Source organism: Prevotella amnii CRIS 21A-A (genome assembly GCF_000177355.1).
Classification (GTDB): domain Bacteria; phylum Bacteroidota; class Bacteroidia; order Bacteroidales; family Bacteroidaceae; genus Prevotella; species Prevotella amnii.
Map to the genome: position 1 here is coordinate 14,201 of NZ_ADFQ01000044.1, position 14,330 is coordinate 28,530.

Annotated in this window: 11 protein-coding genes; 3 read left to right on the top strand and 8 right to left on the bottom strand. The window is 35.3% G+C overall.

Features of this window, described 5'->3' with window-relative positions; genetic code table 11:
* Window positions 1-32 precede the first annotated feature (32 nt).
* The gene (gene mobC / locus HMPREF9018_RS03990) at window positions 33-2,036 is read left to right on the top strand and encodes a conjugal transfer protein MobC (RefSeq protein WP_008448440.1); all 2,004 of its coding nucleotides are present in this window, start codon (window positions 33-35) and stop codon (window positions 2,034-2,036) included.
* A gap of 77 nt (window positions 2,037-2,113) precedes the next feature.
* Here the strand turns inward: mobC and HMPREF9018_RS03995 are convergent, their stop codons facing one another.
* The 8 genes from HMPREF9018_RS03995 to HMPREF9018_RS04030 form a co-directional block, all read right to left on the bottom strand.
* A complete protein-coding gene (locus HMPREF9018_RS03995; protein WP_008448466.1) occupies window positions 2,114-2,587 on the bottom strand; it encodes a hypothetical protein in 474 nt (157 codons plus the stop codon).
* A gap of 1 nt (window position 2,588) precedes the next feature.
* The gene (locus tag HMPREF9018_RS04000; protein WP_008448450.1) at window positions 2,589-4,766 is read right to left on the bottom strand and encodes a peptidase domain-containing ABC transporter; all 2,178 of its coding nucleotides are present in this window, start codon (window positions 4,764-4,766) and stop codon (window positions 2,589-2,591) included.
* A 3-nt stretch (window positions 4,767-4,769) separates the two neighbouring features.
* Complete coding sequence (locus HMPREF9018_RS04005; RefSeq protein WP_232724641.1) at window positions 4,770-5,747, bottom strand: TolB-like 6-bladed beta-propeller domain-containing protein; 978 nt, start codon at window positions 5,745-5,747, stop codon at window positions 4,770-4,772.
* Window positions 5,748-5,818: 71 nt separating this feature from the next.
* On the bottom strand, window positions 5,819-7,036 hold the full coding sequence (locus tag HMPREF9018_RS04010; protein ID WP_008448464.1) for a hypothetical protein: 1,218 nt from the start codon (window positions 7,034-7,036) through the stop codon (window positions 5,819-5,821).
* Window positions 7,033-8,283, bottom strand: coding sequence for a radical SAM peptide maturase (locus tag HMPREF9018_RS04015; protein ID WP_008448457.1), 1,251 nt, complete (start codon window positions 8,281-8,283; stop codon window positions 7,033-7,035). Before HMPREF9018_RS04015 ends, HMPREF9018_RS04010 begins: the two co-directional genes overlap by 4 nt.
* A 1-nt stretch (window position 8,284) precedes the next feature.
* The gene (locus HMPREF9018_RS04020; RefSeq protein WP_008448438.1) at window positions 8,285-9,124 is read right to left on the bottom strand and encodes a GLPGLI family protein; all 840 of its coding nucleotides are present in this window, start codon (window positions 9,122-9,124) and stop codon (window positions 8,285-8,287) included.
* 68 nt (window positions 9,125-9,192) lie between these two features.
* On the bottom strand, window positions 9,193-9,447 hold the full coding sequence (locus tag HMPREF9018_RS04025) for a TIGR04149 family rSAM-modified RiPP (protein WP_019036733.1): 255 nt from the start codon (window positions 9,445-9,447) through the stop codon (window positions 9,193-9,195).
* Between the two features lie 56 nt (window positions 9,448-9,503).
* Window positions 9,504-12,119, bottom strand: a complete 2,616-nt coding sequence (locus tag HMPREF9018_RS04030) for a TonB-dependent receptor (protein WP_008448443.1) — start codon at window positions 12,117-12,119, stop codon at window positions 9,504-9,506.
* Between the two features lie 198 nt (window positions 12,120-12,317).
* Between HMPREF9018_RS04030 and HMPREF9018_RS04035 the strand changes: the two genes are divergently transcribed.
* On the top strand, window positions 12,318-13,550 hold the full coding sequence (locus tag HMPREF9018_RS04035; protein ID WP_008448476.1) for an aminotransferase class I/II-fold pyridoxal phosphate-dependent enzyme: 1,233 nt from the start codon (window positions 12,318-12,320) through the stop codon (window positions 13,548-13,550).
* A complete protein-coding gene (locus HMPREF9018_RS04040) occupies window positions 13,551-14,255 on the top strand; it encodes a TetR/AcrR family transcriptional regulator (RefSeq protein WP_008448472.1) in 705 nt (234 codons plus the stop codon).
* Window positions 14,256-14,330 lie beyond the last annotated feature (75 nt).

Below are 14,330 nucleotides of genomic sequence, written 5' to 3' on the forward strand. Positions count from 1 at the left end.
GTTGGGGGAGGCTTCCCAAAAACAATACGATTATGGCACAGGAAGATGATTTAAGGGCATTAGGTAAAGTCATGGACTTTATGAGGGGCATATCAGTGATATTTCTCCTTATCAACTGTTATTGGTTCTGCTACGAGGCGTTCCATACATGGGGCTTTACGCTCGGCATTGTGGATAAGATACTGATGAACTTCCAGCGTACCACAGGATTGTTTTCGTCTATCCTCTGGACAAAACTCTTTTGCGTGGTATTCCTTGCACTATCCTGTTTAGGGACGAAAGGCGTGAAGGAGGAGAAAATAACATGGTCGAAGATTTGGACGGTGCTTTTCTCAGGCTTCGTCTTTTTCTTTATCAATTGGTGGCTGCTGGCATTGCCCATCGGCAAGGTCGGGGCAGCTTCGCTCTACATCTTCACGCTTTCCGTTGGCTATATCTGCCTGCTGATGGGTGGCGTATGGGTGAGCCGACTATTGAAGAATAATTTAATGGACGATGTTTTCAACACAGAGAACGAGAGTTTCATGCAGGAAACACGATTGATGGAGAATGAGTATTCCGTCAATCTCCCCACACGTTTTTACTATAAGAAGAAATGGAATAAGGGCTGGATTAACGTAGTCAATCCCTTCCGTGCTTCAATGGTACTCGGCACACCGGGGTCGGGTAAGTCCTACGCTATCGTAAACAACTACATCAAGCAGCAGATTGAGAAAGGCTTTGCCATGTATATCTACGATTATAAGTTTCCCGACCTTTCTGAGATTGCTTATAATCACCTACTTAATCACTTGGATGCATACAAGGTGAAGCCCCAGTTCTATGTTATCAACTTTGACGATCCACGCAGAAGCCACCGTTGCAATCCCATCAATCCTGCCTTTATGACGGATATATCAGATGCCTACGAGAGTGCCTATACCATTATGCTTAACCTAAACCGCTCGTGGATACAAAAGCAGGGAGATTTCTTCGTGGAGTCTCCGATTATCTTGCTGGCTGCAATTATCTGGTTTCTGAAGATATATGAGAATGGAAAGTATTGTACCTTTCCCCATGCAATAGAGTTCCTGAACCGTCCCTACGCACAGATATTTCCGATACTCACTTCCTACGATGAACTTGCCAACTATCTTTCTCCCTTTATGGACGCTTGGGAAGGTGGAGCACAGGATCAGTTGCAGGGACAGATAGCCAGTGCCAAGATACCGCTATCTCGTATGATAAGCCCTGCCCTTTATTGGGTGATGACGGGTGATGATTTTTCACTTGATATTAACAATCCCAATGAGCCGAAGGTGCTTGTTGTAGGTAACAATCCTGACCGCCAGAACATCTATTCGGCGGCACTCGGACTTTACAACAGCCGTATTGTGAAGCTCATCAACAAGAAGAAGCAACTCAAATCATCAGTGATTATCGACGAGTTGCCGACTATCTACTTTCGTGGATTGGATAACCTAATAGCTACAGCTCGAAGCAATAAAGTGGCAGTTTGTTTGGGCTTTCAAGATTTTTCTCAGCTTACCCGCGACTATGGGGATAAGGAAAGCAAGGTGATACAGAACACAGTGGGGAATGTGTTTAGTGGGCAAGTAGTAGGCGAAACAGCTAAGACGTTATCAGAGCGTTTCGGTAAAGTACTTCAACAACGGCAGTCGATGACCATCAACCGGAACGACAAATCGACATCTATCTCCACACAAATGGATAGTCTCATCCCTGCAAGTAAAATTTCAAACCTCACACAAGGTATGTTTGTAGGTGCTGTATCCGACAACTTCGATGAGCGTATTGACCAAAAGATTTTTCATGCAGAAATTGTCGTGAATGTTGCCAAGGTATCTGCCGAAACCAAGGATTACGAGCCTATCCCCATCATTGCAGACTTCAAAAACGAAACCGACTCCGACAATCTCCAAGAGACCATCGAAGCCAACTATAGGCATGTTAAGCAAGACGTGCTATCCCTTGTGGACTCTGAAACAATCCGCATCAAAACAGATCCTAATCTTGCCCATCTGATAAAGGTATAATTAGTTCATCTTATTAAAGAATAGGGTATCCTTCTTGCGTATGATATAAAACTTCAACTTGTTAAATATTTACAAAATTATTTAGGAATTATATTAGATGCCTTTAAAGTTGCAAATATTATACTTAAATAAGATTGCTCTTTTGAAAAAACCAAATAGTAACTATCTGCAATAATGTTTTGCCCATCCTCTATTCTTAATATAATAATAAATTTATTATGATATTTTAAAATTGAAACAATGTCTCCTTTTAGAGGTTGGCTATAGTCGATACTACACACGGCAACTTTTTTTTGTTTGCTCACCCATTGGGGTAACTGCTGTTGGGTATATACCGTTATTGTTCTTAAATTATTCTGCTGGGTTTCGTAACATTTATATGGATGTATAACATATTTGGTAACTGTTGTTTTGGACAAATATAAAAACATTGTAAAGGATAGAAATACTATCACAATAGACAATCCCCATCTTATAAGAGGGTTAAATGGTTCACTTAAAAGAGCTTCAAGTTTGGTACTCTTCTTGTCGCTGATGTTTTTTTTACTCATTTTACAAACTTAATTGGTTACGAATTAAGTCATAGTATTTGCCTTGTTTCGAAATAAGAACGGAATGTTTGCCTTGTTCTATTATTCTACCATTTTCCATTACAATAATGTTATCAGCGTTTTGTATGGTACTTAATCTATGTGCTATAATTAGTGCAGTTTTACCATGTAAGAAACTTCTCATTCTTTCCATAATTTCTGATTCATTAGTCGCATCCAACGAATTTGTAGCTTCGTCCATTAATATATAATTAGGGTTTTTGTATAGTGCACGAGCGATTAATATTCGTTGCTTCTGTCCCATACTAAGGCCCAAACCATCTCCTCCGATAATCGTATTGAATCCCATAGGTAATGCTTTCACATATCCCAATATATTTGCAGTATGGGCACATTCAATTAATCTTTCTTGATTTATACAATTAACGCCTGGTGCAATGTTTGCTGCAATTGTGTCTGAAAAAATATAACCTTCTTGCATTACAACACCACAGTTTTTTCTCCATTCTCTTATATCATATTTACTTAAACTCTGATTACCAATGAAGATATCACCTTTTTCTGGAGTGTAAAATCCTAATAACAATTTTAATAATGTCGTTTTTCCACTTCCACTTAAACCAACGATAGCAGTCGTTCTTCCTTTGGGAATTTGTAAAGAAATATCTTCTATAGTGTACTTTGTTGAAAGTTTGTCATATCGAAAATACACATTATGTATTGTAACGGAGTCATTCGGAATATTCGTTATTAATCTTGAAGTATTATGGACTTCTTCTTCTATTTCATAAACATCATTAATTCTTTCTAGACTGAGTTTCGCATCTTGATATTTTCGTACAAATTGAATTAATTGCTCTATTGGGCTGTTAAGTTGCCCGATTATATACTGTATTGACATCATCATTCCTAATGTCATTTGTCCTTTTATTGTTAGAGAAGCTATCAGTGCCGTAATCAATGCATTCTTTAATTGCAGAAGTAAAATTGCTCCCGATTGTTGATATTGTAACAATGATAAACCACGGACTGCAATTGAATATATTTTTGCTTGAACATCTTCCCATTCCCATCTTTTTTGATTCTCGCATCCACATAACTTAATCTCTTGCATCCCCATAACCAACTGAATGATATTGCTTTGGCTGGAAGAAGTCTGTGCAAACATTTTCTTGTCAAGTATCGCACGTTTATTCATAAATAATAATATCCATCCAATATGTAACAGACTGCCAATAGTAAAAATAAGAAATATCCAGAAGTTATAAATTAACACAATGACACTTAGTATAATAATATTTAGAAGAGAAAATAATATCGAAAGACTTGTTTCAGTAACGAACTCTTTGATTCTTGAATTATCACCAATTCTTTGGAGAACGTCACCAATCATTTTTGAATCAAAAAAACTCATAGGAAGTTTCGTGAGTTTGATGATAAAATCAGAAATGATCGTTATATTAATCCTCATGCCAATGTGAAGTAAAACCCAGTTCCTAATGAATCCTATTACAGAATTGCCAAGAATTAAAAGTATTTGTGCAATCAAAACAGTCCAAATAAATCCAAGATTTCTATTCCCTATTCCATAGTCAACAAGAGCTTGTGTGAAAAACGGAAAAATCAGTAGGAGAAGTGAGCCGAAAAAAAGTCCCACTAAGACTTGAAATATTGCACCATAATATGGCTTAGTATATTGAAAAAACCAACGAATTCCTCGAGATTGATCTCCGCTGTTGGATTCAAAGAATTTTGGATTTGGTTTCATGCAGATAACCACGCCAAGATCATCTTTGTTCAGCCAACAATTCACAAACTCTTTTTCTGAATATTTAAAACGGGAACCTATGGGATCCGATACAAAATAATACTTTCTTCCAAGTATTTTCTTTACTTTATATAGTACAACATAATGTTCATTATTCCAATGTAGTATGCATGGCAATGGAACAGATGTGTCAATCTGATCGAATTTTATTTTAGCACATATGGTATCAAAACCGATTAACTTAGCGGCTCTGTCTATACCTAAAATCGAAACACCACGATTGGTGAAGCAACAAAGTTCCCGAAGATATACTAAAGATATATCTTTTCCGTAATATAATGCTATCATACGTAGACATGAAGGACCACAGTCCATGCTATCATATTGAGTGCAATTTGGAAATCTAAGCATTATTTAAATTGTAGCAATTAGGAAGTTCTTACCATCAAATCCAATGAGGTGTTCTCCATCCTCACTAACAGCTATCGCTGTTATCTTACGAGAGGTTCTTAAGGTCTTGTATATTTCACCATCCCAATTTAAAATTATGATTTCTGCTCGAAATGTATGCTGCTTGTATTTTTGCAATGCACGTTGTGTACTAAGTCCCCAATAAAGACAATATACATATTTTTCATTGGAAGTAATATATTTAAAATGAATAGGGTTTGATTCCCAGATATCGCCTTCACTAATAGTCTTAGGATTAAAAGTATTCAAACCTTTCTTGAATAGATTGGTAGTGCCATTGCTGAAATTAAAGAATTCTATAGCAGGAAATAGCTGGTATGCAAACGCACCCTTTTGTTCTGATGGACAATAGGTGAACATACCATGATTTACAAACCATGATGGATATCTTTTGTCATATATAATTTTACTAAGTTCTTCTATTTTCTGCTTATTTCCTTGGGTGGTTGAACTAAAAATAGCTTGGTGACCATTCTTTTTTTGTCGTCCAATGAAAATATATTTATCGTTAGATAGGATGAAAGGGTATTTTACTTCAAGCACCAACTCGTATGGGCACTCTGATTTAGAGGAGATTATTGCTTTACCGTTTCTACGTACAGTGTCTTTTTTTATCTCGTAGATATAAGGATTATCACGCTCTGTTACAAACATATTTCCATTTTCATCCCAAAATGTTATTGGAACACTAAACACATGCGTACCATTTTTACGCTTGTAATACTCTTTTGTAAAGCGGATCGTTTGAGTATCCCAGTTTATACTATAACTTTTTAATAACTGATCGCCATATCCTCCAGGGAATTCGTAGGTTATATACAATTCATTATGCAAGAGTTTTATCTCTTGAATGTTTTTTATATGAAGAAGAGAATCTACCTTGAGTAATGACCACGTAATTGTTTGAGAAACTGTTGTCACTTTCCCACTTGCCTTTGTACAAAACAGCATAACGATAAATACAAAACTGTATAATCGTATCTTTTTATAGATTAACCACATATTTGAGTATTATTTGATAAAATTTCATAATAAGAAATGGGAGGGCAAATGTACCGTAATGGGCAATCTTTGCAGTTTGTCATATCTCTGGTTAATCTCCAAGAATGATTCTGCTTGAGTTCATTTACAACAATGTCCGTCCATGAAAAATCAGCAGATGTTACATTACCAATTATATGTTGAGACCCATAAGCACGTATGTTGCATTGGGAGTCAACATCAACAATCCCGAAGAAATGAGAATTAAGTTTTTGATTTCTAAAAACATCATTAAAACACACTTTCTGTTCAAAGACACCTTCTTCCTTTTCTCGTCTTATCCGTATATTGTTAGCTTCCTTATTACTATCTCCAATGTATACAGGTAAGATATTGGCATTGTCTTTGTTTGCATCTTCTCCATAATTCAAATACAGTATTCGATTTAATAAATGTTTAACTTCCGGCTTGACTTCTGTTGAGAATTTGTCAACATAGGCAACAAGTTCTATTTTTATTGATTGAATCAATTTCAATAAGGATAAAGCAAAACCAAAGTCATCAATAAAGAAATGGATTCTATATTTATAATTATATTTTGATAGGATATAAAGAAAATCTTCTTTACTATATACTGAAAAATAGTCAGAGCTACAGACTATATCGACAACTGATACACAAGTATATTTTAAGGAATTAAGAATATGCGATAGAATCTCTGGAGATATTCTATCTATGCGCTGACTATAAGTTGGACATGGATATTGTTTTGAGGCTGCCACTCGAAATTTTGAACATTTCGTATCACATATATTATTTATTTTGGATATACGAATGTATATTCCTGAAATAAAATTTTGCTTTGAACCTATTATTGCTAATCGGTCGTCAATACTACCTTCGCCAATTTTACTAATATCTTTCTGAAGGTTCAAGATTGGTAATAATACTATCGGTTTTTGTATAGTATTTATAGGAATAAACACTTTGTTTTTTAATGCCCATTCAACATCAACAGAACACTTAGAATACAATTGATTAGATTCAATAACTCCAAGATTTTCAGGGGAGTAGAAATTCTTAACAACCTCAATAAAACTACTATTAGAAGAGATCTTGTACGCACCACTCTTTGTATGATACAAAAGAATCTTATTATCTTTTATTATATCAACATACACGTTTGTTGACATAGCAACCCATTTGAAATTTTTCAATGTATAAATCATATAATCACTTCATAATTGTTCATAATGTATGAATAAGCTTCGGGATAGTTATGCAGAAATTGTCCAATTTCATTCTTCATATTCTTAGCATCTTTAGAGGACATAAAATAGGAACACATAGAGTGTGGTGACTCAAGTTGGCCGTTTGAGAACATGCAACTTAAGCACCCTTCGTTGTTGGCACATTTTTGACATACAGGTCTAACTCTGTTATAATATTTATTGTACCTTTCTGCTATTGCTTTAAAATCTATCGAAACAGCATTTTCATAAACAGTTCCTAAGGCATAGGTATAACTTATTCTTTCGCATGGCATAATTTGCCCAGAAACGGTTATAAAAACTTTCTTAACAAAAGGAAAGCATGTACCAGTAGGCAACTCTTTTCTACGATTTTGATTATTAAACAAGAGTTCATTATAATCCATGTAAACATATGGTGAGTGCATTAATATGTATCTTGCAGCTCGTTCAAAATACGGATGGGTAAGAAAATCATAAGAATTCTTGTTCTGAACTTTAGTTATAGCTGTACCTGACCATTTCTTTCGATGAATAGACTCAAAAAGATATTTTTCTTTAGGATTGACACCTTCGGGATTAATTTCGGAAATAGTAGGTTTCTTTCCATACCGTTGCTCAATGAAGTCAATAATTTCTTCAACTGTGGTTTTTGTGCTCAAAACAGAATTAAATTCCACGTTTGTGTCGAAATATTTAGGATATTTATGTGCAACATAATCAATTTCCGAAATTATCTTATTAAAAGCAGGCGTTCCATTGTGAAATATGCGTAAAGAAGAACCTTTGTCATCCCCATCAAGACTAATCAACAATTTAAATCCCTTTTCAACTAAATAATCTATGTATTTAGACAATAATATTGCATTAGTTGTCATTGAGTAGATAAATTTTTTCTTATACCCACAAAGATTGCTTTCTATGTAAGCAATTATCCGCTTTATGAATTCGATGTTAAGCAACGGTTCTCCTCCATAAAAACTGATAGTGATATAGCTATCGCCTTGAGTATCATTTCCCAAGACCCATAAATTCTTAAGATATTCCAAAAAACGTATAGCCTTAGCTATTGGAAGATCTCTATTTTTTCTTTCGCCTCTATTGGCATATAGTTTTCCATATCCACAATATATGCATGACAAATTACACCGTTCCGTTATTTCAAAGGTAATTTGCGGTGTATTCGCCAAATACTCTAAAATATTGTCTGCTGACAACTCTACCATTTTATTTTAATTCTATGGGTTGATATACTTCCTGTTGGTTATTTTGTGATGGAGCACCAAAACTCCCATCACTGCGCCTTACCATCATTTTTGTTCCAACGGACTGTAAAAATGACATCGGTGAAGACATCATCTTATCAATTGTGCGTTTTGCTGACCTTTCTGTACAATTTTGCTCCTTGTCGTATTTATATTTATAAATAGGCGAATGAACCTTATTCATCTTATATAACTCCCAAATGAACAAGCCACTCTCCTCTTCAATTTTTATAATTAACCCCGGCAGACCCCAAAATTTGAATGGTCCATAGGAAATAGGGTAATCCAATGCATACCATGCAGTGTAGTTTCTTCCTGCATAATTAATTTGTGCTTTATTACACAAATAGTTAGATAAACGTATTGTATCATCGGGTATAAACTGCCATTCGGGTGTTATCCATTGAGAATCATAGCAAAGTACACCTGCATTTAACATCAGGCGGTATTTCTCTTTTCGCAAATGATTTTCCACATCACTATATAATTCACAAGGATATGTTTGTGTGGGAATATTTTGTGTTTGCAGACCTTTTTTAGTACGCTCTGTTGCAAGTGAGTCATAATGGAATACAATTTGACTAAAGTCCTTTACAATATGATTCCCAATCTGTATTTTTCTTATGTCCTCAGTAAAATCTTTTTGTCCTGCAAGATTCTTAAATTTAAATGAATATAGGAGTTCTATATATGCAGTATCTACACAAAGTTTCTTATCCAATATTTGTGGCGCAGGTGGAAACTGTGCATAGACAAACTTGGATATAAGGCAAATTATTATTAATAACAATACTTTTTTCATTTTACTTTTTGTTAAGGGTTCGGCAATCCATAAGGGTTGCCGAACCCAAAGAGATGATAATTTGTTTATTAATCACAAATCTCAAAATCAGGCTCTGCTGCAACTGCATGGGAAGGAGTTACTACAACCTCGTCTAAAAAGTATGTCATTTCCGACATACTTGCCCCCTTCGAGTTGAGATTGCCTGCGTGATTTGCAGAACCATTGTCCATCGTAGAATTGCTTCTGCATGCGCATCCACAGACATTGCCACCAGAAAGAGATTTCATCTCTCTCTCGTTCATAGCACTTTGTGCTAGATCTTGGAATTTTGTCAAATCCATTGTTTAAGAATTTAGAATGTTAATAATTTATGAAACATGTACACCGAAGTGTATCTTTACAATAATCTATATCTTACACGAAACAAGAAAATGCGTGGACGAATGTAGTAGACTGTCGTATTTTCACGCAAATCAGACGATGTTGAGTTTACATACACTTTACGGTTGAAGATGTTGTCTAATGCTAATGAAAAATACCAACGTTTTATGGAGTAATTTATATCTACAGTGCCAAGAAAGAAAGATTTATCTTTATTGTTCATATTGTTGTAGTAGTGAACGGCTTTCATCCTGAGATTTATACCTTCGGGCAGATAAAAATCCATAGTAAAATTACTTTTTAAGGTTTTAATGGTTGGTGTAGACTGTCCAAACTGCATTTTTGACTTGGAAATGTAAAGTCCGCCTGAATAAGTTGCCGACATCCAATTAAATGGACTACTATTAAAAGAGAGATTCGTGGAATAAGAGTTTCCGAAATATCTCAAAATCTGTTCTTGTAGAAGCAACGGACTTTCAAAATGTGTATATTTCGCATCAACACTTATTTTTGTTTTTTTCCAGTCGAATCCCTTACTGCTTCGCAAAATGACAGAATATGAGTTTGATACTTCATCTGTCGGCCTACTTATTATTTTTTCTGCCACACCATCATAGTTTGTTCCATACAATACTTCCGGATGATAGTTGGCCCATATCAAATCAACTCCTGCAAACCACATAGAAATAATATTCTTGTAGTTATATGTAATGTTTGTTCTATTAATTTGTGCATGAAATAGTTCATTGCTTTCATAAATTGAGAGCTGTCGATAATTAGTCAAAATATAATTTCCATAAAGTGTCTCAATAGAAGGATTGGAATAACCACAACCAACTCCGAACATCAGTTCATGAAAACCATTGATTCTATACTTAATAGAAAGACTTGGTTCTGCCACCATTTTTTGTTTACTAGACAACAGACCAACTAGATGATCTCTTAAACTATATAAACGATAAACTCCTGACAGTAAAAAATTAAAATAGGTTTTTCCCAATTTATAATTTGCAGTAAATCCAATGCCAATGTTTGTTGTATTTAATGAAATATCGTTTTGATATTGCTGCAGTGAACTGCTTAATTTGTCAGCGGAAAATTTAAATAGGGTGAATGGGTGGACTGTCAAACGTCCCAAAACTAAAGCTGATAATAAATCTATTTTGTTTTCGGTAGAAATATTCGAGCGGTTAACATGCTGGAACATGTTATCATCAGACAATATCTCTGGAAATAAATTCGATGAAACGGACAACTGATGTGGTCTTTTCTCATAGTTCACTTTCGAGAAAAAATCTATCCCGTGATTATTACTTGTACGATAGGTAAAGTGAAGTGTGTTTTGTAACAAACAGTTATTCATTTTACTCTGTTGATTAACTTGATTTCCTATTATAGCATTGCTATAACCATGTGTTGAAATCAATTCTGTTTTTAACTGTTCTTTTATATAGTAATTACTATTGTTAAGCATGTAAGTTGCTGTACCATAACCAATACGTTTGTTCAATAATCCATTAATACTCTCATTTACAATGTTTCGTTCTCCAGTGGGTAAATAGGCGGTTGAAGTTGACTGAAGATTTCTCTTATCTTTATCTTTCAAAAAAGCAACATTCAATCCCAATTCGCCATTTGAACCAATTCGAATTACTTGATTAAAAGTAGCCGTATGTGATAGATTAAAATAATAATAACGTTTTCCAATAACGGGAGTACCGGGCATTGTCATTTCTGTTAAAGTTGCTGTTTTATACTTTGTGCCACCTTCGTCAAATGACCTTAATTCCATTCCCAAATCATTTCCAGTATTATTCCCCTTATAGGTGGCCAGCAGTTGGCTGTTGCGCTTAAAATAAGTTGCGATCAACTCATTGTTCCATAGTGCTTTTTTATCCAATCCTGCACCTAACGTAGCGATTAGGTTGAAAATTCCTTTTACCCCACTTTTGAGTTTTAAGTTGATGGAAGCTCGTTCTTCAGGTTTTAAGTCTTTCAGTGCCTTAATATCTTGGTGATTTTCTAGCACTTGTACTGTACTAATGCTATTAGGGTCTATATTGTTGGTTGCAATTCCATATCTACCTTTCATCAAATCCAATCCCTCTATATAGAAGTTCTTGATAGGCATTCCTTTATAAGAGATTTGACCGATATTAGAAACAGTTATGCCAGGTAGCCGTTGAAGAACTTGTCCAATTGACAAATCATTTGCATGTTGGAATGCAGCAACACGATAATTGATAGTGTCTCCATTTGCATATATTTTCGGAGACTTTACTACAACATCTTCCAGTTGAGTAACACGTTCTTGAACAATCACATCTATTTTTTGCGATGTATTCTTGCACGAAATTGTTACAGGTTCAATGTTAATATGTGTAACATGCAATGCTATACTATCATCTGGTACAGATAGTGCAATTTGAAATTCGCCTTTTGAGTTAGATTGTCCAGAAGCAAGAATGCGATTTTTTTGTTTGACTTTGGAGAAAAAAATAGTGGAATGTGGCACGAATTCACCTGATTCCGTTTTAACTACTCCTGTTATTAAAGTAGTCTTTGTTTGTCCTTGTACTTCAAAACATGAGCAGAGAAGAAACAGCAGTATATATAATGTTGTAAACTTCATAATATTATCTTTAAAGGGGATATATTTCATAACTCAAAATTTATCTGATTGATGATATTCTTTTAACTATCATGCTGCAAATATACAAATACATATTGTATAAAACAAGTAAAAGCAGTTTTTTTTTTTTCAAAATTTGTATTTTCTTAGTGTTTTCGCTATATTTGTGGCATTATTTACTATATATACATTGTTTATATGAATAAAAATATTATTTCATTAAAGGATTTCGAGATTACTCCAAACGAGAATGTTATCGAGCGTAGCCAAAATTTCCAAAGTTACATTGACCAAATGGAGCAGTTCGGCTGCAAAAGTTATTGGGTCATGGCAAGAACAGGAGTTGGAGCCAAGATGCAAATTGAGGGCTATGACGGTGAGGTTTCCGCATACATTTCCAATGATTACCTTGGTATGTCGCAAAGACCAGAAACTAAAGAGGCTGGCATAAATGCCGTTTTAAAATATGGCACGGGGGCAAGTGCCGCCCAAGCTATTGGGGGTTATTTGGATATTCATAAGCAATTGGAGGAAGGTATAGCAAAGTTTGTAGGACAGGAAGATGCCATTCTATTCTCATCAGGTTTTGGTGCCAACGCAGGTCTGCTTCGTGCTATATTGGGAAAAAATGACATAGCCTATATTGATTCCTACATCCATACCAGTGCCACGAGTGGTTTAATTGGAACCAATGTAAAACATATAGGACACAATGAGATTGACTATCTTGACATGATCCTTGAGCGAGAAATAGGAAAATATCAAACTCGATTAGTCATCATTGATGGTGTCTATTCTCAAAATGGAGATTTATCAAAACTTCCAGAGTATATTGCAGTCTGCAAGAAACACAATTGTCTTCTTATGATGGATGATGCTCACGGCATTGGTGTTATGGGAGAAAACGGCAGAGGAACAGCCGACTATTATAATTGCTTGGGACAAGTAGATATTATTACAGGAACTTTCAGTAAGTCTTTCGGATGTGTCGGTGGTTTTGTTGCCGCGTCAGAAAAACTGATTCAGTATCTGAGATATTATGCTGACAGTAATGTCTTTTCCGCAGCAATGACTCCACAGGTTACAGCATCTTCACTGAAGGCACTGGAACTTATACAGACACGTCCTGAAATTCGCAAGAAATTGTGGACCAATGTCAATTATCTGCGCAAACGACTGACAGAGGAAGGCTTTGATATAGGCTGCTCTGTATCTGCCATATTCCCTATCATGGTCAGGGACAATAGAAAAGTATATGAAATAGCACGTGAATTACAAAAAAGATGTATCTTTGTAAGCGGTATCACATATCCTGCGGTAAGAACCAAAGAAGCACGGCTTAGAGTTAGTGTATTGGCTTCTCACGAGATAGAACAGTTAGAGCAATTAGTGACTGCTCTTTTGGAAATCAGAAAATCAATTCCTTTTTAGATGGCAGAAGAAGAAAATAAACCCAAAAGATACAGAAGGACAAACGTCGATATACAGGCAGACATTATCAAGGCAGCAGAAAGTCTGATTAAGAAAAAAGGCTTTGCATCAATGCTGGTGACAGAGCTTATCAAGAAAGCCAGAATAGAGCCGCTTGTGTTCTATAACAGATATGACAATCTTAGCAAATTTTATGATGAATTCGTTAAGAGGTATGACTATTGGTTTAAGGATGTGCTCACTGGTGTTCAATTTCCTACAGATTCAGAATTGGGCTATATCAGTATTTTCAAGGATGTACAGAAAGCACTTCAAGATAAATCAGTGATGTTGGAACTGTTACGCTGGGAGATTGCTGAAGGAAATGAGACCACAGTCCGTACGGCCATGCTCAGAGAAATGCACACTTTACCTCTTGTCAATATCTATGAAGAGAAATTCAAGGACACTGGTATAGATATATCCGCCATATCATCCCTGATAATCGGTGGCATTTATTACCTTAACCTTCACAGAGAGCGTTCCAAATTCTCAGACATAGACTTGAATACGGAACAAGGTAGAAAACGTATAGAAAATGCCTTAGAGGAACTTGGACACATGATATTCCACTACCATGAAGTTAATAATTATAAAAAAATAGTTGCTGAAAGAATGAAAGAAAATGGCATCAGTGATGAAATCATAAAAAAGTGTTTGGATTAAACGATACAGTTCAAAGAGATTCCCCACTTATCCAGCGTGATAATTGGGGAATTTTCTTATTATAGAAACTATATT

Bases quoted from the DNA above. Each gene is read 5' to 3' on its own strand.
- HMPREF9018_RS04000 (WP_008448450.1), bottom strand. From the start codon at position 4,766: ATGCTTAGATTTCCAAATTGCACTCAATATGATAGCATGGACTGTGGT.
- mobC (WP_008448440.1), top strand. From the start codon at position 33: ATGGCACAGGAAGATGATTTAAGGGCATTAGGTAAAGTCATGGACTTT.
- HMPREF9018_RS04010 (WP_008448464.1), bottom strand. From the start codon at position 7,036: ATGATTTATACATTGAAAAATTTCAAATGGGTTGCTATGTCAACAAAC.
- HMPREF9018_RS03995 (WP_008448466.1), bottom strand. From the start codon at position 2,587: ATGAGTAAAAAAAACATCAGCGACAAGAAGAGTACCAAACTTGAAGCT.
- HMPREF9018_RS04020 (WP_008448438.1), bottom strand. From the start codon at position 9,124: ATGAAAAAAGTATTGTTATTAATAATAATTTGCCTTATATCCAAGTTT.
- HMPREF9018_RS04040 (WP_008448472.1), top strand. From the start codon at position 13,551: ATGGCAGAAGAAGAAAATAAACCCAAAAGATACAGAAGGACAAACGTC.
- HMPREF9018_RS04015 (WP_008448457.1), bottom strand. From the start codon at position 8,283: ATGGTAGAGTTGTCAGCAGACAATATTTTAGAGTATTTGGCGAATACA.
- HMPREF9018_RS04025 (WP_019036733.1), bottom strand. From the start codon at position 9,447: ATGGATTTGACAAAATTCCAAGATCTAGCACAAAGTGCTATGAACGAG.
- HMPREF9018_RS04030 (WP_008448443.1), bottom strand. From the start codon at position 12,119: ATGAAGTTTACAACATTATATATACTGCTGTTTCTTCTCTGCTCATGT.
- HMPREF9018_RS04035 (WP_008448476.1), top strand. From the start codon at position 12,318: ATGAATAAAAATATTATTTCATTAAAGGATTTCGAGATTACTCCAAAC.